This window comes from Rhizobium sp. O111, from assembly GCF_055616315.1.
In genome coordinates, this window is record NZ_JBSHXL010000001.1 from 473,283 (window position 1) to 491,692 (window position 18,410).

At 62.6% G+C, this 18,410-nt stretch carries 19 protein-coding genes; 12 read left to right on the top strand and 7 right to left on the bottom strand.

Annotation, left to right across the window (positions count from 1 at the left end; all coding sequences use genetic code 11):
• Positions 1 to 3 precede the first annotated feature (3 nt).
• Together ACVTFQ_RS02365 and ACVTFQ_RS02370 are read right to left on the bottom strand one after the other, a co-directional pair.
• Positions 4 to 1,836: a tetratricopeptide repeat protein gene (locus ACVTFQ_RS02365; protein WP_111561833.1), complete on the bottom strand. Its 1,833-nt coding sequence runs from the start codon at positions 1,834 to 1,836 to the stop codon at positions 4 to 6.
• A gap of 129 nt (positions 1,837 to 1,965) precedes the next feature.
• Positions 1,966 to 2,982, bottom strand: a complete 1,017-nt coding sequence (locus ACVTFQ_RS02370) for a polyprenyl synthetase family protein (RefSeq protein WP_018898627.1) — start codon at positions 2,980 to 2,982, stop codon at positions 1,966 to 1,968.
• Between the two features lie 109 nt (positions 2,983 to 3,091).
• Between ACVTFQ_RS02370 and ACVTFQ_RS02375 the strand changes: the two genes are divergently transcribed.
• Entirely contained in the window at positions 3,092 to 3,319 is a 228-nt protein-coding gene (locus tag ACVTFQ_RS02375) for a putative signal transducing protein (protein ID WP_018898628.1), read from the top strand.
• Positions 3,316 to 4,122, top strand: coding sequence for a tRNA1(Val) (adenine(37)-N6)-methyltransferase (locus tag ACVTFQ_RS02380; protein ID WP_181459218.1), 807 nt, complete (start codon positions 3,316 to 3,318; stop codon positions 4,120 to 4,122). Before ACVTFQ_RS02375 ends, ACVTFQ_RS02380 begins: the two co-directional genes overlap by 4 nt.
• Here the strand turns inward: ACVTFQ_RS02380 and ACVTFQ_RS02385 are convergent.
• Entirely contained in the window at positions 4,119 to 5,459 is a 1,341-nt protein-coding gene (locus tag ACVTFQ_RS02385) for an Nramp family divalent metal transporter (protein WP_111561834.1), read from the bottom strand. The genes ACVTFQ_RS02380 and ACVTFQ_RS02385 overlap by 4 nt on opposite strands.
• 173 nt (positions 5,460 to 5,632) lie before the next feature.
• Between ACVTFQ_RS02385 and ACVTFQ_RS02390 the strand changes: the two genes are divergently transcribed.
• Complete coding sequence (locus tag ACVTFQ_RS02390) at positions 5,633 to 6,490, top strand: S49 family peptidase (RefSeq protein ID WP_111561835.1); 858 nt, start codon at positions 5,633 to 5,635, stop codon at positions 6,488 to 6,490.
• 41 nt (positions 6,491 to 6,531) lie between these two features.
• Positions 6,532 to 6,723: a membrane protein gene (locus tag ACVTFQ_RS02395; protein ID WP_018898632.1), complete on the top strand. Its 192-nt coding sequence runs from the start codon at positions 6,532 to 6,534 to the stop codon at positions 6,721 to 6,723.
• Positions 6,724 to 6,736: 13 nt separating this feature from the next.
• Here ACVTFQ_RS02395 and ACVTFQ_RS02400 read toward each other — a convergent pair whose 3' ends face one another.
• Together ACVTFQ_RS02400 and ACVTFQ_RS02405 are read right to left on the bottom strand one after the other, a co-directional pair.
• On the bottom strand, positions 6,737 to 7,051 hold the full coding sequence (locus tag ACVTFQ_RS02400) for a type II toxin-antitoxin system RelE/ParE family toxin (RefSeq protein ID WP_111561836.1): 315 nt from the start codon (positions 7,049 to 7,051) through the stop codon (positions 6,737 to 6,739).
• A complete protein-coding gene (locus tag ACVTFQ_RS02405; protein WP_181459219.1) occupies positions 6,993 to 7,334 on the bottom strand; it encodes a hypothetical protein in 342 nt (113 codons plus the stop codon). Before ACVTFQ_RS02405 ends, ACVTFQ_RS02400 begins: the two co-directional genes overlap by 59 nt.
• 160 nt (positions 7,335 to 7,494) lie before the next feature.
• Here ACVTFQ_RS02405 and ACVTFQ_RS02410 point away from each other — a divergent pair, with 160 nt between their 5' ends.
• The 7 genes from ACVTFQ_RS02410 to ACVTFQ_RS02440 all read left to right on the top strand — a co-directional run bounded on the left by ACVTFQ_RS02410 (position 7,495) and on the right by ACVTFQ_RS02440 (position 16,772).
• Positions 7,495 to 8,457, top strand: coding sequence for a glycine--tRNA ligase subunit alpha (locus ACVTFQ_RS02410; RefSeq protein WP_111561837.1), 963 nt, complete (start codon positions 7,495 to 7,497; stop codon positions 8,455 to 8,457).
• 312 nt (positions 8,458 to 8,769) lie between these two features.
• On the top strand, positions 8,770 to 9,321 hold the full coding sequence (locus ACVTFQ_RS02415) for a LemA family protein (protein ID WP_112436987.1): 552 nt from the start codon (positions 8,770 to 8,772) through the stop codon (positions 9,319 to 9,321).
• Between the two features lie 112 nt (positions 9,322 to 9,433).
• Positions 9,434 to 10,690: a 3-phosphoshikimate 1-carboxyvinyltransferase gene (locus ACVTFQ_RS02420; protein WP_112436988.1), complete on the top strand. Its 1,257-nt coding sequence runs from the start codon at positions 9,434 to 9,436 to the stop codon at positions 10,688 to 10,690.
• Between the two features lie 53 nt (positions 10,691 to 10,743).
• Entirely contained in the window at positions 10,744 to 12,699 is a 1,956-nt protein-coding gene (locus tag ACVTFQ_RS02425) for a DUF2207 domain-containing protein (RefSeq protein ID WP_162746538.1), read from the top strand.
• Between the two features lie 65 nt (positions 12,700 to 12,764).
• The gene (purD, locus tag ACVTFQ_RS02430) at positions 12,765 to 14,036 is read left to right on the top strand and encodes a phosphoribosylamine--glycine ligase (protein WP_111561841.1); all 1,272 of its coding nucleotides are present in this window, start codon (positions 12,765 to 12,767) and stop codon (positions 14,034 to 14,036) included.
• Positions 14,037 to 14,142: 106 nt separating this feature from the next.
• Positions 14,143 to 14,616 (top strand): plant virulence effector HPE1-like domain-containing protein, encoded by a 474-nt coding sequence (locus ACVTFQ_RS02435; RefSeq protein WP_111561842.1) that lies wholly within the window; start codon positions 14,143 to 14,145, stop codon positions 14,614 to 14,616.
• A 335-nt stretch (positions 14,617 to 14,951) separates the two neighbouring features.
• Positions 14,952 to 16,772: a methyl-accepting chemotaxis protein gene (locus ACVTFQ_RS02440; protein ID WP_111561843.1), complete on the top strand. Its 1,821-nt coding sequence runs from the start codon at positions 14,952 to 14,954 to the stop codon at positions 16,770 to 16,772.
• A gap of 338 nt (positions 16,773 to 17,110) precedes the next feature.
• Here the strand turns inward: ACVTFQ_RS02440 and ACVTFQ_RS02445 are convergent, their stop codons facing one another.
• Together ACVTFQ_RS02445 and ACVTFQ_RS02450 are read right to left on the bottom strand one after the other, a co-directional pair.
• A complete protein-coding gene (locus tag ACVTFQ_RS02445) occupies positions 17,111 to 17,374 on the bottom strand; it encodes a hypothetical protein (protein WP_111561844.1) in 264 nt (87 codons plus the stop codon).
• The gene (locus tag ACVTFQ_RS02450; protein ID WP_247750104.1) at positions 17,371 to 17,820 is read right to left on the bottom strand and encodes a putative toxin-antitoxin system toxin component, PIN family; all 450 of its coding nucleotides are present in this window, start codon (positions 17,818 to 17,820) and stop codon (positions 17,371 to 17,373) included. Before ACVTFQ_RS02450 ends, ACVTFQ_RS02445 begins: the two co-directional genes overlap by 4 nt.
• Before the next feature lie 143 nt (positions 17,821 to 17,963).
• On the opposite strand from ACVTFQ_RS02450, the gene ACVTFQ_RS02455 reads away from it, so the two are divergent.
• Positions 17,964 to 18,404 carry a YqaA family protein gene (locus ACVTFQ_RS02455; protein ID WP_111561845.1) on the top strand — a complete coding sequence of 147 codons (441 nt, stop codon included), beginning with the start codon at positions 17,964 to 17,966 and terminating at the stop codon, positions 18,402 to 18,404.
• Positions 18,405 to 18,410: the final 6 nt, after the last annotated feature.

An 18,410-nucleotide genomic window follows, 5' to 3' on the forward strand; every position in this document is an offset into this window, starting at 1 on the left:
TGATCAGGTCTTCTTGTCGGCCGGCTTCGGGTCGACAGGGGCCGGATCGGGCATCTTCTTGTCGACGGTCTTGGCGTCGTCGGTCACGGCAGGCAGGCCGTTGGCGATCTTGTCCTTGATCTTCGGGATCTCGGCCGCCTCGGGTTCCGAGCCCAGTGCCCGGTTCCACTGGTAGACGGCTTCGAGCTTGCGCCCGACGCGCCAGTAGGCGTCGCCCAGATGATCGTTTATTGTTGCGTCGCCGGCCTTGATCTGTGCGGCGCGCTCCAGTTCCTCGGTCGCGTCGTCGAACTTGCCGAGGCGGAAATAGGCCCAGCCGAGCGAATCGATGATGTAGCCATCGTCGGGCCGCAGATCGACGGCCTTCTTGATCATCTCCAGACCCTCGTCGAGGTTCCGGTTCATGTCGATCCAGGAGTAGCCGAGATAGTTCAAGACCTGCGGCTGGTTCGGGTTGAGGTCCAGCGCCTTGCGGAAGCTCGGCTCGGCCTTGTCCCACTGCTTCAGCCGCTCATAGGCGATGCCGCGCTGGAAGAACACTGTCCAGGTGTTCTTGCCCGGCAGCGGTCCGATAACCTCTACAGCCTTGTCGTAGTTCTCGGCCATCGCCTTGTAGTCCTTGGCGTCGGAGAGAACGCTGCCATAGGCGAGGTAGCTGCGAATATCCTTCGGATCCGATTGGATCAGCCCCTGCAGATGCGCACGGGCTTCCTCGACCTTGCCGCCTTCGGCCAGCGCCAGACCGAGCTGCAGCTCGGAGATGCGGCTCATCGGCGAATTGTCGGGCACTTCCTTGTAGAGCGCGATGGCGCGGTCCAGCTGGCTCTGCTTCTCGGCGATGCCGCCGAGCATGACCAGCGCGTCGGCGCTATCAGGGTCGAGCGCGCGGGCGATCTGCAGGTAGAGCGAGACGATATCCTCGGCGCCGTCGCGGTTCAGCGCGCCGGCAAAGGAGAACAGAACGCCGGCCGCACCCTGCTTGGCGTTCGTGATCTGCTGCACCTGCTTTTCGTCATTGGTGATGCTCTGGCGCAGCGCGTTGAGCGGCGCGTAGTTGGGCAGCAGGTTGTCGCCGACCGAAACCGTGTCGAGCGCCTTCTGCTTGTTGCCCTGCGTCGCTTCGAGGCGAGCGAGCGCCATGATGGCGCGCATGAAGGTATCGGGGGCGGTGGCCGCACCATCCTTGTCGAGCACGGCGTCGTTCAGGTGCTTGCGCGCAGAGCGCACGTCGCCGTTGACGATGGCGATCGCGCCGGCATTGTAATTCTGGAAGATGGCGAGCCATTCCGGCCCCTTCAGCTTCTCTACCTGCGCCAGCGCATCCTTGCCCTTGCCGGCGCCCAGTCGCGCCCAGGCGGCCATCAGGTCGTTCATGACACGGTCGAGATCGGTCGGGCCGGTGGTCTTCAGCGCGCTCTCGGCGGTCTTGTATTCGCCGCGGCGGATCGCGTCGGCGCCGCGCACGATGGTCGAGAGGCGCTCGATGCTCGGATCGTTCTTCAGTTCGTTGGCGTAGCGCACACTGTCCTTGATGTCGCCATTGAGCAGCAGCGAGATCATCAGGCGCTGGCGGATCTCCGGATTGCCGGGCTCGATCTGCAACGCCTTCTTGTAGAGCTCGATCGCCGTTTCGTAATCGTGGTCGACATCGGCGGTGCGGGCGGCAAGCAATGCGCCGGAGAAGGTGTTGACGCTATCGGGATCGAAGATCACGGTCGCGCTGGCGTCGTCCTTCTTGGCCGCGTCTTCGGCATTGGCGCCGCCGAGCACGCTCAGCGACAGAACTGCCGCAAGCGACGCGCTCGAAAGAAGACGTATGGCAAATTTCCGCCGCATTAGAAAACCTTTCGTGAGAGCAGCCCACCAGCGTCGACTGCAAAATCAGTTGAGAAGACTGATTCACGACAGGATGGCTTTTTTGAAGCGACCCCGCAAGAAAATCAGCCTTGGACCAATGATCGTCGGTTAATTGACGCGCTCGATGCAGAAGTCGATGACTTCCATCAGTGCGGATTTCCATGCCGTATCGGGAAGCGGCGCGAGAGCATCGCGTGCAATCGTGCCATAATGGACCGCCCGACCAATGGTATCGTTCAGCGTTCCGTACTTGGTGATCAGGCCAAGTGCCTTTTCGAGGTTCTGATCGTTGCTTTCGCCACCCTCGATCGCCTTGCGCCAGAAGGCGCGTTCTTCCTCGGTGCCGCGCCGATAGGCGAGGATGACGGGAAGCGTGATCTTGCCTTCGCGAAAGTCGTCGCCGACATTCTTGCCGAGATCGGCAGCCTTGCCGCCGTAATCGAGCACGTCGTCGACCAGCTGGAAGGCGAGGCCAAGGTTCATGCCGTAGGACTTCATCGCGTTGCGTCCGGCCTTGCCGGCATCCGCCACGATCGGGCCGACTTCGGCGGCAGCCGCAAACAGCGCCGCTGTCTTGGCACGGATGACCGAGAGATAATCATCCTCGGTGGTTTCCATGTTCTTGGCGACGGAAAGCTGCAGCACTTCGCCTTCGGCGATCACGCAGGCGGCGGACGAGAGAACGTCGAGCGCATCGAGCGAGCCGACATCGACCATCATGCGGAAGGCCTGGCCGAGCAGGAAGTCGCCGACCAGCACGCTCGCCTGGTTGCCCCAGATCATGCGGGCGGTGGACTTGCCACGGCGCAGGTCGCTTTCATCGACGACATCGTCGTGCAGAAGCGTCGCCGTGTGCATGAACTCGACCGCGGTCGCGAGCTTGATGTGGTTTTCGCCCTGGTAGCCATAGAGCGCGGAGGAGGCGAGCGTCAGCATCGGGCGCAGGCGCTTCCCGCCGGACGAGATCAGATGGTTCGCCACTTCGGGGATCATCTGCACGTCTGAACCGGCCTTAGAAAGGATCAACTGGTTGACCCGCTCCATGTCCGCCTTGGTTAGATCCACCAAAGGCTTGACGGATGCCAGTTTGTTTTTGCTTTCTTCAAGCGGTATGACCACGCCCAACGACCCGGACTCCTGTTCACTCATTGGATTTGACAATAGAAAGGGGCGGCTTGAGCGGCAAGAGGCGAAATTGCCACGTCGCGGAAAATTGAAAGGGATTTCACGGTAAATGCATGAACTTATCCGCGCCAACGATCCCGTGCTGCTCTCCTTCGCTGAAAGCCTGATGAAGGATGCCGGTATCCATTGCTTCATCGCCGATCAGGGCATGAGCATATTGGAAGGCTCGCTCGGCATGCTGCCGCGCCGTCTGCTGGTCGAGGACGACCAGGCCGACCGCGCCCGCCGCATCCTCATTGACGCCGGTCTCGGCGACGAATTGCGTGAGCAGAAGTGAGCGACACCGTGACCCGCGAGCCCACGCCCGATCAGCCAGTAACCGAGACCATAGACGCCTTCCATCGCGGCGCCTTTCACATTCTCCAGCCGAAGGGCAGGGGGCATCGCTCCGGCATGGACGCCATGCTGCTTGCTGCATTGGTGGATGATGAGAGAGCGGTAAAGGTCGCCGACCTCGGCGCCGGCGCCGGTGCGGCCGGTCTTGCCGTCGCCTCGCGGCTGTCGAAGGCCGAGGTCGTGCTCTTCGAGCGCTCCGCCGAGATGGTAGGCTATGCCCGCCGCAGTCTCGATCTTGAGGAAAACGCCCACATGGCGGGCCGTGTCACGGTGATCGAAGCGGATGTGACGCTGAAGGCCAAGGCGCGCAACGATGCCGGCCTCATCGACGAGAGCTTCCATCACGTCATCCTCAATCCGCCCTTCAACGATCCCGGCGACCGAAAGACGCCGGACGCGCTGAAGGCCGAGGCGCACGCGATGACGGCGGACCTGTTCGAAAGCTGGCTGCGCACGGCCGGCGCCATCATGATCCCCGGCGGCCAGCTGTCGCTCATCGCCCGCCCGGAATCGATCGCCGAGATCATCGACGCCTGCGGTCGTCGCTTCGGCGGCATCGAGATCACGGCTATCCATCCACGCGAGGGCGAAAACGCCGTTCGCATCCTGGTGACCGCGATCAAGGGCTCACGCGCCCGGCTGTCGCTGCGCGCGCCGCTGATTATGCATCAGGAGGGGAGCCACAAGTTCTCCCCCTTCGTCGACGACCTCAACAACGGCCGCGCGGCGTACTCCAGGCGTTAGCCGATCACGAAGTCGAACAGCAGCTTGATGTTCAGCCCGGCGATGATGATGGCGATCGTGTAGGCGATGGCAGACAGCCAGCGCGGTGCCACGAGGTCACCCATCTTCGCCTTGTTGGCGGTGAACATCACCAGCGGGAAGACCGCGAAGGAAAGCTGCAGGCTGAGCACGACCTGCGTCAGGATCAAGAGCTCGGCGGTGCCCGCGTCGCCATACCAGATGGTCACGAAACCGGCTGGCACGATGGCGATGGCGCGGGTGATCAATCGCCGGATCCAGGGCTGCAGCCTGATCTTCAGAAACCCTTCCATGATGATCTGCCCGGCCATGGTGGCCGTCACCGTCGAGTTCAGGCCGCAGCACAGAAGCGCGATGCCGAAGAGCGTCGGCGCCAGCGCAAGCCCGAGCAGCGGAGCCAGCAGCGAGGAGGCTTCGCCGAGTTCGGCGACATCGGTGCGTCCATTGGCATGGAAGGCCGCGGCGGCGAGGATCAGGATCGAGGCATTGATCAGAAGCGCGAAGCAAAGCGCCACGGTGGAATCGATCGTCGCATAGGTCAGCGCCTCGCGCTTTTCCGGCAGGCTGTGGCCGTAGTCGCGGGTCTGCACGATGCCGGAATGCAGGTAGAGATTATGCGGCATGACCGTGGCGCCGAGAATGCCGAGCGCCAGATAGAGCATCTCCGGATTGGAGACGATCTCCGTGGTCGGGAAGAAGCCGCGGATCACATCGCCCCACTGCGGATCGGCCATGAAGATCTGCACGCCGAAGCAGACGGTGATGATCCCGAGCAGCGCGATTACGAAGGCTTCGACCCAGCGGAATCCGATCTTCTGCAGATAGAGGATGAGGAAGACGTCGAGCGCGGTGATGAGCACGCCGAGTTCGAGCGGAATGCCGAACAGCAGGTTGAGGCCGATCGCCGTGCCGATCACCTCGGCGATATCGGTGGCGATGATCGCGATTTCGGCGAACAGCCAGAGCGGGATCGATACCCAGCGCGGGAAGGCATCGCGGCAGGCCTGCGCCAGATCGCGGCCGGAGCCGATGGCCAAGCGCGCGCAGAGCGATTGCAGCACGATCGCCATCAGGTTGGAGAGCAGTGCCACCGTCAGCAGCGTATAGCCGAACTTCGAGCCGCCGGCGAGCGAGGTCGACCAGTTGCCGGGGTCCATGTAGCCGACGGCCACCAGATATCCGGGGCCGACGAAAGCGATGGCGCGGCGCCAGCGCGAGGCGTGCTTCTGCGTTCCGATGGTACGGTGGACATCGGCCATCGACGCCTCCTCGCGCTCGTGGCGCCAGCCCGTCTTGGCCTTGGGTGTCATAATGTCCATGCAGCATCCGCCTGTTCTATCAATAAGAGCAATATGGCTGATTAGAATGATAATGCAAGTCATTCGCAACAAGAAACTTGGCGCGCGGTTGTTTTGCGTCTCGCCCATTGTGTTTGCCGCTGCGACGCATACATGGGAGAGACGTTTCACGCAGCCTATACGAAGGAATGGGAATGGCCGGATTTTTGAGAAAACTGATGCCGAAGCGCTTCCGCAAGGAGGGCATCGTGATCCCGGTTGTCAGGCTCCAAGGCGCGGTTATGACCGGCGGCAGCCAGTTCCGCCCGGCGCTGAACCTTGCCTCGACCGCGCAGGTGCTGGAAAAGGCCTTCAGCTTCAAGGACGCGCCGGCCGTCGCCATCTCAATCAATTCCCCCGGCGGCTCGCCCGTTCAGTCGCGGTTGATCTTCACCCGCATCCGCGAGTTGGCGCGCGAAAAGCAGAAGAAGGTCATCGTCTTCGTCGAGGATGTGGCAGCCTCTGGCGGCTACATGATCGCGCTTGCGGGCGACGAGATCATCGCCGACCCGACCTCGATCGTCGGCTCGATCGGCGTCGTCTCCGGGGGCTTCGGCTTCCCCGAGCTATTGAAGAAGATCGGCGTCGAGCGCCGCGTCTATACCGCCGGCGAAAACAAGGTGATCCTCGACCCCTTCCAGCCGGAGAAGGAAAAGGACATCGAATATCTTAAGACCCTGCAGCTGGAGATCCACCAGGTCTTTATCGCCATGGTGCGCGAACGCCGCGCCGGCAAGTTGAGGGATGACGAGACGGTGTTCTCCGGCCTTTTCTGGACCGGCACGCGCGGCCTGGAACTCGGCCTCATCGACGGTCTCGGCGACATGCGCCAGGAATTGAAGAAACGCTACGGCTCGAAAACCAAGCTGGAACTCGTAACCCCTGCAAGGGGGCTTTTCGGACGCCGCATTCCCGGCATATCATCATCGCTCGAAGGAGCCGCCTCCGGCTTCGCGGCCGGTCTTGTCGAGACCGCCGAAGACAAGGCATTGTGGAGCCGATACGGGCTATGAAGCAATTGCGTTAAAATAACGAGGGGTTGAAGACAGACGACATGCCGCAGCTTTTGATCATGGGTGTGCTCGTCCTGGGCGCCTGGCTCCTCTACCGCCGCTTCGTGGCCGAAGCCAAGCGCCTGCAGGAAAAATCCCGCCGCGCCCAGAGGGAGCAGCAGACCGGAGCGATCGGTACGCTGGTGAAGGACCCGGTGACGGGCGAGTATCATTTGAAGAAGGATGATGAGTGAGGGGGGGGCTTGATCAGCTGCGTTCACGAACCCGCGCCTGCCAATCCGCTCGGCCATAGCTAATGCAGAGAACGAAGACGGATTGGGCTTCGTCGTCGACGGTGAAGCAGACGACTGCCTTTTCCGAGGCCGGAATGGCGCGCAGCCCGGGATAGAGGTCGCTTCGGATGGAGCCGATATGAGGAAAATCGGTTAGGCGGTCGATGAACGCTGTTATTTCGTTTATTTTGCTTTGGCCGATCCGCAGCCCGGCGAAGTCCGAAATGAGTTCAGCGATCTGATACAGATCGGCTTCGACGAGCGGATGCTGCGTGATCGTGTAGGGCATCCGGCGCCTCTTCCTTGAATTTTCGAGCCAGCCTTTCGTTCAGTCTTTCTGCCATGGCTTTGCCATCCCAAGGAATGCGCTGATCCTCGGGCAATTCCGCGCGCCGCCTAATTTCGTCCGCCATTCCGGCCAGCGGATCGTTTGAAGCCTGCTCAAACATCCGCATCCGCGTAAGCCCGGCTTTGACCACGTCGGACACGCTCGGAAACCGCCCGTCCTCGACGAGCTCTTCAGCATAGCGAAGATCCTCATCCGATAGCATCACGGCGTTCTTGGCGTTCATAATCGTCTCCAAGGCAAGGTCTGTGCTCACTATAAGGCAACCGGCACCGCTTGTCCTCCCTGCAAACTGTGGGGAACAGATCGGAATGCGAAACCCTTGACCCCCATCGCCGCTCGTGGCACCTGTCGCCCACCGATCCAATTGAATGGCGACTAACCTCATGTCTGCACCCAGCATCCCCGACCACATGAACCCGAAGCGCTCGTTTCAGGCGCTGATCCTGACGCTGCACAGCTACTGGGCGGACAAGGGTTGCGCGGTGCTGCAGCCTTACGACATGGAAGTCGGCGCCGGCACGTTCCATCCGGCGACCACGCTGCGCGCGCTTGGCCCCAAGCCCTGGAAGGCCGCCTACGTGCAGCCCTCGCGCCGCCCGTCCGACGGTCGCTACGGCGAAAACCCGAACCGTCTGCAGCATTACTACCAGTACCAGGTCATCCTGAAGCCGAACCCGCCGAACCTGCAGGAGCTTTATCTCGGCTCGCTCGCCGCGATCGGGCTTGATCCGCTGCTGCACGACGTCCGCTTCGTCGAGGACGATTGGGAAAGCCCGACGCTCGGCGCCTGGGGGCTCGGCTGGGAGTGCTGGTGCGACGGCATGGAAGTCTCGCAGTTCACCTATTTCCAGCAGGTCTGCGGCCTCGAATGCTCACCGGTCGCGGGCGAGCTGACTTACGGCCTCGAGCGCCTCGCCATGTATGTCCAGGGCGTCGACAACGTCTACGACCTGAACTTCAACGGCCGCGAAGGCGACGAGAAGATCAGCTATGGCGATGTCTTCCTGCAGGCAGAGCAGGAATATTCGCGCCACAACTTCGAATTCGCCAACACCGAGATGCTGCATCGCCACTTCATCGATGCCGAGAAGGAATGCCAGGCGCTGCTCGCCGCCGGCGCGCCTGGAGATAGCGATAACCAGAAGCTGCACAAGTGCGTCTTCCCGGCTTACGACCAGTGCATCAAGGCCAGCCACGTCTTCAACCTGCTGGATGCGCGCGGCGTGATCTCGGTCACCGAGCGCCAGAGCTATATCCTTCGCGTGCGCACGCTCGCCAAGGCCTGCGGCGAAGCCTTCCTGCTGACCGACGCTGGTGGCGTCAATCTCGCCGGCAAGGCTGCCTGAGCGCTCAATAGCGCCTGTCTGCCTTCACCTCTACGGTGCGCGCTGCCGGACGCGGCGCGCCCTTGAGCATGAAGAACGAAGCGATGGCAAGCATGTTGAGCAGGAAGATGGCTGCGCTCATGGCTGATTGATCCTCGTGACCTTGTTTGGATCCCGCCGCCGTCGGCCGATCCATGGTCAAGATAGGCCCTATCCGGCCGCCGCGGTATCGCGAGATCTTGGGATGCGCCAGATAAGAAAGGCGGGAGATGACAAGCGCCGCCAAGCCGCATAGTCTCCCGGCCGACTTGACGTCGTAACGGGGGATTCGCGATGTATATTATTCTAGGCCTCATCGTCCTGATCGCGCTCTATGCGGTCTTTGTCTACAACGGCCTCGTGCGCGCCCGGCAGATGGCCGAGGAGGCTTGGTCCGGCATCGATGTGCAGCTGAAACGCCGCGCCGATCTGATCCCTAACCTGATCGAAACGGTGAAGGGCTACGCCACCCACGAAAAGACGACGCTCGAAGAGGTCGTCAAGCTCCGCAACCAGGCGCAGACCGTTCCGGCAGGCGATGTCGCCGGCCGTGCGCAGGCGGAAGGCCTGCTCGGTGCAGCGCTCGGTCGCGTCATGGCGCTCGCCGAAGCCTATCCAGATTTGAAGGCCAACGAGAATTTCCGCGAGCTGCAGACCTCGCTCGAAACCATGGAAAGCGAGATCCAGATGGCACGCCGCTATTACAACGGCTCCGCCCGCGATCTCAACGTCAAGGTCGAAAGCTTCCCCTCGAACCTCGTCGCCAACCAGTTCGGTTTCACCAAACGCGAGTATTTCGAGATCACCAACGAGGCCGATCGCGCCGTCCCGAGCTTAAAGTTCTGACTTCAGAGTTCTGACAACAGGCATTTGCCTTTGCTGAAAAACTGCTATGAGCAGGGCAAGATCGCGGCCGGATAGGGCCAGCGGAAAAGACGTAATGAGTGAAGACAAGCCCATGAGTAAAGACAAGCTCACCATCATCCCGGCGGCCAAGCCGCTGTCCGGCCGCGCCGTGCCTCCCGGCTCGAAGTCGATCACCAATCGCGCGCTGCTTCTGGCCGGTCTCGCCAAGGGCACCAGCCGGCTGACCGGCGCGCTGAAGAGCGACGACACGCGCTATATGGCCGAAGCTTTGCGCGCCATGGGCGTGACCGTGGATGAGCCCGACGCGACGACCTTAGTCGTCACCAGCTCCGGCGAACTCAAGGCGCCCGCAGCTCCGCTCTTCCTCGGCAATGCCGGCACCGCCACCCGCTTCCTGACGGCAGCGCTGGCGCTCGGCCATGGCCGTTATGTGGTCGATGGCGACGAGCATATGCGCAAGCGCCCGATCAAGCCGCTGGTCGACGCCCTGAAGTCGCTCGGCGTGGCCATCGAAGCGCCGACCGGCTGCCCGCCGGTGACGATCGACGCCAACGGCCGTTTTGCGAACAACAAGGTCGTCATCGATGCCGGCCTCTCCAGCCAGTATGTCTCCGCCCTGCAGATGGCGGCCGCTTGCGGCTCCGAGCCGTTCACGATCGAGCTTGCCGGTGCCGATATCGGCGCGCGCGGCTATATCGACCTGACGCTATCAGTCATGCGCGCCTTCGGAGCCAAGGTCAGCCAGCCGACGCCGTCCTCCTGGGTCATCGAGCCGACCGGCTACACCGCCACCGATTTCGTCATCGAGCCGGACGCTTCCGCCGCCACCTATCTCTGGGCCGCCGAAGTGCTGACCAAGGGCGCGATCGACCTCGGCGTTGCCAATGAGGACTTCACCCAGCCCGACGCGAAAGCTTACGACGTCATCAGGCAGTTCCCGCATCTGCCCGCCGAAATCGACGGCTCGCAGATGCAGGATGCGGTGCCGACCATCGCCGTGCTCGCCGCCTTCAACGAAACGCCGGTGCGCTTCGTCGGCATCGCCAATCTGCGCGTCAAGGAATGCGATCGCATCCACGCCGTCTCGACCGGCCTCAACAACATCCGCGCAGGCCTTGCGACCGAGGATGGCGACGACCTGATCGTCTCTTCCGACCCGGCGCTGGCTGGCCAGCACCTGCCGGCTGATATCGACACCTTTGCCGATCACCGCATCGCCATGAGCTTCGCGCTCGCCGGCCTGAAGATCGACGGCATCACCATTCTGGATCCGGATTGCGTCGGCAAGACCTTCCCGGATTACTGGAAGGTGCTGTCCTCGCTCGGCGTCGCGATTAAGGACGAATAACCGGCAGCCGATCTCGCCGGGCAATCCAAAAAGACAAGGGGGAGAATGTCTTGATGCGTTGGTTGTCCGGTCTCGTTGCCGCTCTGATGTTTCTGCTGGCGGCATCTCTTGCCGCCGCAAATGAACGCATCACTTCCTACCATTCGGAAGTCGAGGTCGCCAAGGACGGCGACCTCACCGTGACTGAGACGATCTCGATCGTTGCCGAGGGGTTCAAGGTCAAGCGCGGCATCTTCCGCGATTTCCCGCTCACCATGCTGGATGGCGAGGGACACACAATCCGCGTCGGCTTCGATCTCCTCTCCGTCACCCGTGACGGGCAACCTGAGCCCTATAAGACCGAAAGCATCGATGGCGGCATCCGCATCTATGCCGGCTCCAGCGACACCATCGTGCCTGAGGGCGAGCACACCTATGTCTTGACCTACAAGGCCGATCGCATGATCCGCTACTTCCCTGACCATGACGAGGTCTACTGGAACGTCACCGGCACCGGCTGGCAGTTCGCCATCGAGCAGGCCTCGGCGCGCATCACCATGCCATCGGGCGAGGTGACGAAGCTTGCCGCCTATACCGGCCCGTTTGGCTCGCGAGCCACGAATGCCACGTCGCGCATCGAAGGCAACCAGGCGATCTTCGCCACCACCCGCATGCTCGGGCAGAACGAAGGCCTGACCGTCGTCGCCGGCGTGCCGAAGGGCGTCATCGACCAGCCATCGGCGGCGCAACTTCGCGCCTGGTGGCTGCGCGACCACATGGCCGATGTCATCGCCGTCGCCGGCCTTCTCCTCGTCGCACTCTATTACGTGTTCTTCTGGGTGAGGGTAGGCCGTGATCCGGCCCGAGGTGTCGTCGTGCCGCGCTGGGACCCGCCCGAGGGTCTGTCGCCGGCGCTGGTCAACTATATCGACAACAAGGGCTTCAACGGCGCCGGCTGGCCGGCCTTCTCGGCCAACGCGCTTGACCTCGCCGTCAAGGGATACGTCACCTTCGACGATATCGGCTCCAGCATCACGGTCACCCGAACCGACAAGCCGCTGCCGAAAGCCCTGCCTTCAGGCCAGGCCGCCTTCCTCTCCCTCGTCGGTCGCTTCGGCCAGAGTTTTGCGATCAGCAAGTCGAATGGCGAAAAGGTGCGCGACGCCGGCCAGAAGTTCCGCCAGGCGATCGAGAGCGAACATCGCGGCAAGTATTATCACTCGAATGCGCTCTACACGGTCGGCGGCATTGTCCTCAGCGTCATCTTCATCATCGCCGTTCTGGCCTTCGGCGAGATCGATGCCGATCTCGGCGGCTTCATCGCCGCCACCGTTTTCTCGGCGGTGTTCCTAGGCATCCTGTCGTCGCGCCTCGGCCTCAGTTTCCGCAAGGGGGCATCGCTGCGCAGCAAGATCGGCGGCGTGATCATCGGCGGCTTCTTCGGCTTCACGCTTTTGTCCATCCTCGCCGGCATCGTCACTGCCGCCGTGGAACAGTTGACAGCAGCCGACCACTGGCCCGTCATCGTCGCCGTCGGCGGCATCGTCATGATCAATGTGGTGTTCTTCTTCCTGATGGGCGCGCCGACGCCGCTCGGCAGCCGACTGATGGACCACATCGACGGCCTGCGCCGCTACCTGACGGTTGCCGAAAAGGACCGCATGAACATGGCCGGCGCACCCGCCATGTCGCCGCAACATTTCGAAACGCTGCTGCCCTATGCGGTCGCCCTCGGTGTCGAAAAACCCTGGAGCGATGCTTTCCAGACCTGGCTGGCGACGGCTGCCGCAGCCGGAGCTGCGGTGGCCGCCTATTCGCCCATGTGGTATCCGACCCATTCCGGCAGTTTCGGCGACAGCATCGGCGGCTTCTCCTCCTCGATGGCCTCCACCATCGCCTCGACGCTCCCCGCGCCGGTGACCTCGACCTCGTCGGGCTTTTCCGGCGGCAGCGGCGGCTTCTCGTCCGGCGGCGGGGGTGGTGGTTTCTCCGGCGGTGGCGGCGGCGGTGGTGGCGGCGGCGGTTGGTAGCCTTTAGGCTTGACCTTTCCGCTCCAGCCCCTTAACCGCCACTCACAAACTGGAAAGGGACGGGCATGAAGGTTCTGTTGATCGGATCGGGCGGACGCGAGCACGCATTGGCCTGGAAGCTGGCGCAATCGCCCGAACTCACCAAGCTCTACGCCGCCCCCGGCAATCCAGGCATCGCCGAGCATGCGACGCTCGTCCCCGTCAACACCGAGGACAACGACGCAGTCGTTGCTTTCTGCAAGGACAACGCGATCGATTTCGTCGTCGTCGGCCCGGAAGCGCCGCTGGTGGCCGGCGTTGCCGATCGCCTTCGCGCCGAGGGCTTCGCCGTCTTCGGTCCGTCTGCCGCCGCCGCCCAGCTCGAGGGCTCCAAGGGTTTCACCAAGGATATCTGCGCCCGCTATGATATCCCGACCGGCGCCTACCAGCGTTTCAACAACGCCCCCAAGGCCAAGGCCTATATCCGCGAGCAGGGCGCCCCGATCGTCGTCAAGGCCGATGGTCTTGCAGCCGGCAAGGGCGTGACGGTTGCGATGACAATCGATGAGGCGCTTGCCGCCGTCGACGATTGCTTCGAAGGCGCGTTTGGCGCTGCCGGTGCCGAGGTCGTGGTCGAGGCCTATCTCGATGGCGAAGAGGCAAGCTTCTTCTGCCTCAGCGACGGCAAGCACGCACTGGCGCTCGCCACCGCCCAGGACCACAAGCGGGTGGGCGAGGGCGATACCGGCCCGAACACCGGCGGCATGGGCGCCTATTCTCCGGCCCCCGTCATGACACCTGAGATGGTCGAGCGCACGATGAAGGAGATCATCGAGCCCACCATGCGCGGCATGGCCGAGAGTGGCTATCCCTTCTCCGGCGTCTTCTTCGCCGGCCTGATGATCACCAAGAAGGGCCCGGAGCTGATCGAATACAACGTCCGCTTCGGCGATCCCGAATGCCAGGTGCTGATGATGCGCCTGAAGAGCGATCTCCTGCCGATCCTTTATGCGACCGCCACCGGCACGCTGGACAAGGTGACCGCCGAATGGAGCGATGACCCGGCGCTGACGGTCGTCATGGCCTCCAAGGGCTATCCCGGCTCCTACGACAAGAACACCCCGATCAAGTCCATCCCCGAAGCGGGCGAGGGCGCCAAGGTGTTTCATGCCGGCACAGTGCTGAAGGATGGCGCGCTGGTCGCCACCGGCGGCCGCGTTCTGAACGTCACTGCGACGGGCAAGACGGTCGGCGAGGCCCAGGCCCGCGCCTATGCGCTGCTCGACAAGGTGGAGTGGGACAACGGTTTCTGCCGCCGCGACATCGGCTGGCAGGCGATCAAGCGCGAAAAAGCGTGATCCGATATCGAAATCGGATCAGTTCTCTAAATTTTTACCCTTTCCCCTGACGGGATGGAAATAAAGCCGCGTTAAACCTGTGTTCAAGGTAAGACGGAGTGTTTCCATGCGTCAGGTTTCTGCGGTTGTTTTGGGTGTCGTCGGTGCGTTGATGGCGGGTTCCGCCATGGCGTCGTCGATCGATGTGATCGGCGCCGATGCGGCCTCGACCGACAGCAGCATCCTCAAGATGACCTGCACCACATGCCCGCCGCTTCAGGTCGTGGAAGCGAAGAAGGAATATATCGTCCCGACGCTCGCCGATGGCGCGCTCGAGCACTCGCAGATCCGCGACATCGACGGCGAAAAGAAGCTGTTTCGCACCGAAGGCTGGATGGGCGGCTCGCCCGTCGTGTTCGTGACTAAGGCGCCCGCGCCGGTGGCTGTAGCCGCTGCCCCAGCCGCCGTCGACGGTGTCGATACAGCGACGACGTCGGCCGTCATTAGCGCTGATACCAAGCCCGTCGTCGCAGGTGCTGCAGGCCAGCCGGCGGAACAAACGCGCCCGCTCGACGTTTCTAATTTCAAGCTTAGGCCCTGATTTAAAGTTCCCTGCCCCTCCCGTCCAAAGTTTTGGTCATCCGGGGCTCCACCTCAAAAGGGTGGTGAAATGCGCTCCTGAAGAGAAGCAGGGGCGCATTTTCTATTTTATACTTCGCCGGCCCAGCCTGGCACCGCGTTTGGACCCACTTCGTGTTTGGGACATCATCTAGTCCTTGGTTAAGTGTTTCTTATAAAAAACAGGCCATTTCTAGCTGCGACCGGTAGCCGCATGTCGTTTTCGCAGCAGTACCAGCGTCGGGCGCCGTGGCGCCGGCGCATACGCGGTAGGATACCGCGCCGGATGATCTCACCAGAGCTCCGTTGCGAGGCCAAATGAAGAATCTTAGAATTTCCAGGCAGTTGTTTTTGCTTGTCGCCGGCTTGATGGTGGCCTTCTGTGCCGCCTCCTACCTGCAGATACGCTCCTCGACAAATGCGATCTATCATGAGCGCAACGAGATGCTGCGCACGCAGGTGGAATCCGGCCTGTCCATCATGCAGCAATATTACGACCGCGAGAAATCCGGCGAGTTGACCCGCGAACAGGCGCAGGCGCTGGCATACAAGCAGCTTTCGTCGATCCGCTACGAGCCCAACGGCTACTTCATCGGCTACGACTACGACGTCGTCATGCGCATCACCTACGATACGCCGAAGCTTGGCAAGAGCAGCAAGGGCTCGCCCGACAGCCGTGGCAAGCCTTACCGCGACGAGATCGTGAAGGTCGGCCGCGCCGGCGGTGGCATCGTCGATTTCTACGGCCCGAAGCCCGGCCAGCCGGCCGATGCGCAGTTCCGCAAGGCTGTCTATACCAAGGCGTTCGAACCCTGGCAGGTGGTGGTCGCGACCGGCGTCTATCTCGACGATCTCGACGCGCAGGTTCGCTCCGACGTGCTGAAGGCGCTGTCGGGTGGCCTCGTCGTGCTGCTGCTCGGCGCCGCCGCCGCCTTCTACGTGGTTCGCAGCATCTCCGGCCCGCTGACCCGCATCCACACCGCCCTTCAGGCTGTCGCCGAAGAGAATGTCACGATCGCCATTCCGCACACCGACATGAACAACGAAGTGGGCATGATGGCCAAGGCCACGAAGGCGCTGCAGGAAAAGGTCCGCGAGCGCCACGCCATGTCCGAGCGCGAAGCCGCCCAGCAGATGGCGCTCGACGACGAGCGCGAGAACAATCAGCGCATGCAGCGTGATGAAACCACAGTGCAGGCCCATGTGGTCTCCACCATCGGCCAGGCGCTCGAGCAGATCGCCCGTGGCGACCTCACGGTTCGCTGCGCCGATCTCGGCCAGAAATACGCCACCCTGCGCGACAACTTCAATGACGCGCTCGGCCATCTCGAGGCCGCCATGTCCAAGGTCTCGGTCAAGGGCGGCGATATCGCCGTCAGCAAGGAAGAAATCCGCCGTGCCTCCAACGAGCTGTCGCAGCGCACCGAGCGCCAGGCCGCAAGCCTCGAGGAAACCTCGGCGGCACTCGACGAACTGAGCGTCGCCGTGCGCCAGACCGCCGAAGGCGCGCATGAAGCAAGCAAGCGCGTCCACTCGGTGAGCTCCGAGGCCAACCGCAGCGACGCCGTGGTCACCCAGGCGATCGAGGCGATGGGCGGGATCGAGAAGTCGTCCGAGGAGATCGGCAAGATCATCGGCGTCATCGACGACATCGCCTTCCAGACCAACCTGCTCGCCTTGAACGCCGGTGTCGAGGCCGCGCGCGCCGGCGAAAGCGGCAAGGGCTTCGCCGTCGTCGCCCAGGAAGTCCGCGAACTGGCTCAGCGCTCGGCTGCCGCCGCCAAGGAGATCAAGGACCAGATCGCCCGCTCCTCGGGCCAGGTCGAACAGGGCGTTCGCTTCGTCGGCGAGGCCGGCGAGGCGCTCAAGCGCATCTCCGACCAGATCAAGGCCGCCAACGACATCGTCTCGAAGATCGCCCACAGCGCCTCCGAGCAGGACACGACGCTGCGCTCGATCACCTCCTCGATCAACCAGCTCGACGCCGCCACCCAGCAGAACGCCGCCATGGCCGAAGAGACCACCGCATCGGCGGAATCGCTCGCCAGCGACACCGACGAGCTCCTCAACCTGATCCGCGGCTTCCGCGTCGGCACCCAGGCTGAGTACGGGGCAGCGCAGACCCGCCGCGCGGCGTAAGACTTTCGGGAAGAGCGATAGATGACGACAGCCGCCGGAGCGATCCGGCGGCTGTTTTTGTTGTTGAGGGGGCGCGCGATCAGTGGCGTGGCTTGGCGTGGGAGCCATTCACGCCGCATTCTTGGAGACGTGCTTAGATCCTCGGCACGAGGCCGAGGATGGCGCCGAGAATTTGAAAGCGTTTCTATCTCAATAACTTAGAGGCGGCGCCCCACACTCCGCCGTCATGCTCGGGCTCGTCCCGAGCATCTGCTGCCGTATCGGCGAGCTCGACGTGAGTGGACCTTGCGGAGAACAGACTCCCCAGTACACAGCACCGCCGTCAGCCGTTTCCCGTGCTACTTCCGGCTCGTCTTCTTCGCAGCGACCAATTCGTCGCCGGCATCTGGTTCGCTATCGGGAACACTGTTGAGGATGGCGAGGGCCGCACTGGCATCGCCCCGTTCCGCTCGCTTCTTCAAGCTCATGATCGCCCGCCGGTGCCCGATGCCGTCGGCGATGAAGGCGGAAAGCAGCTGGTTCAGCGATACATTGTCCTCCGCCGCCGCGCGCTTGGCTTCTTCCATCACATGATCGGCTATTCTGAGAGGATAGGTGCTCATGTCTCTTGTCTCCTTTGCGCGATGAAATTTCCAGCGCTCATGACTGACATGCCAAAGGCGCTCACTGCGGGATGCCGGAAATGGCGGTCGTTGCTGACGATCAAGGTGGCTCCGGCTGCCAGGGCGCACTCGATGTAGATGTCGTCCTTCGGATCAGCGAGGAACGGCCTGAAGTGAAACCACGGCGAGACGAGCACAGCCTTGCTGAACACCGCATCGAGCAAGATGTCGATCTTACTCTCGCTGAGCCAGGGAGCCTTGCCGAGAATGCCCGGCCGCTTCAGCACATCTTCATACTCCAGCGCCACCGCCGGCGACAAAGCGAAGGCGACACCACCAGTAAGCATCTCGCGCACAAGCTGATGCGAGGCGCCTTTCGAGGATCGCAAAGCCGAAACCATGACATTTGCATCAACGACGATCATGGCGGTTATATGATATCGCATGTGATATCATGTCAAGGTGTGCCGATCGCGTCGTTCAACACCCCAAACGCTTGCGCCCAGCCCCGCAACATGATCATGAAACCCCAACGCACGCCGTCGCCATTTGAGAGCCCCACCATGCAGACCACCAAGCCCAGTGCGACATGACCACGCTTGCAGCCTATGCCGGCCTCTTCGCCATCTCGCTGATCGCGGCCACCATCCTGCCCGCGCAGTCAGAGGCCGGGCTCGTCGCGCTCATTCTCTCCGGCCAATATTCCACGCTGCTGCTCGTCGTGGTCGCCAGCCTCGGCAATATCCTCGGTTCGCTGGTCAACTGGCTGCTCGGCATCGGCATCGAGCGCTTTCGCCACAAGCGGTGGTTTCCGGTGGGGGAGGTGGCGCTTAATCGGGCGCAGCGTTGGTATCGGCGGTATGGGAAATGGTCGCTGCTGGCAAGCTGGTTGCCCATCGTCGGCGATCCCATCACAGTCGTTGCCGGCGTGATGCGTGAACCGCTGCCGGTATTTCTGCTTCTGGTGACGATCGCCAAGACCGCGCGTTACGCGGTCCTGGCTGTGATCACCTTGGGCATCGTCGGCTGAGAGGGA

Coding starts and splice junctions, on each gene's coding strand:
- ACVTFQ_RS02365 (WP_111561833.1), bottom strand. CDS start 1,836: ATGCGGCGGAAATTTGCCATACGTCTTCTTTCGAGCGCGTCGCTTGCG.
- ACVTFQ_RS02375 (WP_018898628.1), top strand. CDS start 3,092: ATGCATGAACTTATCCGCGCCAACGATCCCGTGCTGCTCTCCTTCGCT.
- ACVTFQ_RS02385 (WP_111561834.1), bottom strand. CDS start 5,459: ATGGACATTATGACACCCAAGGCCAAGACGGGCTGGCGCCACGAGCGC.
- ACVTFQ_RS02390 (WP_111561835.1), top strand. CDS start 5,633: ATGGCCGGATTTTTGAGAAAACTGATGCCGAAGCGCTTCCGCAAGGAG.
- ACVTFQ_RS02395 (WP_018898632.1), top strand. CDS start 6,532: ATGCCGCAGCTTTTGATCATGGGTGTGCTCGTCCTGGGCGCCTGGCTC.
- ACVTFQ_RS02400 (WP_111561836.1), bottom strand. CDS start 7,051: ATGCCCTACACGATCACGCAGCATCCGCTCGTCGAAGCCGATCTGTAT.
- ACVTFQ_RS02405 (WP_181459219.1), bottom strand. CDS start 7,334: ATGAACGCCAAGAACGCCGTGATGCTATCGGATGAGGATCTTCGCTAT.
- ACVTFQ_RS02410 (WP_111561837.1), top strand. CDS start 7,495: ATGTCTGCACCCAGCATCCCCGACCACATGAACCCGAAGCGCTCGTTT.
- ACVTFQ_RS02415 (WP_112436987.1), top strand. CDS start 8,770: ATGTATATTATTCTAGGCCTCATCGTCCTGATCGCGCTCTATGCGGTC.
- ACVTFQ_RS02420 (WP_112436988.1), top strand. CDS start 9,434: ATGAGTAAAGACAAGCTCACCATCATCCCGGCGGCCAAGCCGCTGTCC.
- ACVTFQ_RS02425 (WP_162746538.1), top strand. CDS start 10,744: ATGCGTTGGTTGTCCGGTCTCGTTGCCGCTCTGATGTTTCTGCTGGCG.
- purD (WP_111561841.1), top strand. CDS start 12,765: ATGAAGGTTCTGTTGATCGGATCGGGCGGACGCGAGCACGCATTGGCC.
- ACVTFQ_RS02435 (WP_111561842.1), top strand. CDS start 14,143: ATGCGTCAGGTTTCTGCGGTTGTTTTGGGTGTCGTCGGTGCGTTGATG.
- ACVTFQ_RS02440 (WP_111561843.1), top strand. CDS start 14,952: ATGAAGAATCTTAGAATTTCCAGGCAGTTGTTTTTGCTTGTCGCCGGC.
- ACVTFQ_RS02445 (WP_111561844.1), bottom strand. CDS start 17,374: ATGAGCACCTATCCTCTCAGAATAGCCGATCATGTGATGGAAGAAGCC.
- ACVTFQ_RS02450 (WP_247750104.1), bottom strand. CDS start 17,820: ATGCGATATCATATAACCGCCATGATCGTCGTTGATGCAAATGTCATG.
- ACVTFQ_RS02455 (WP_111561845.1), top strand. CDS start 17,964: ATGACCACGCTTGCAGCCTATGCCGGCCTCTTCGCCATCTCGCTGATC.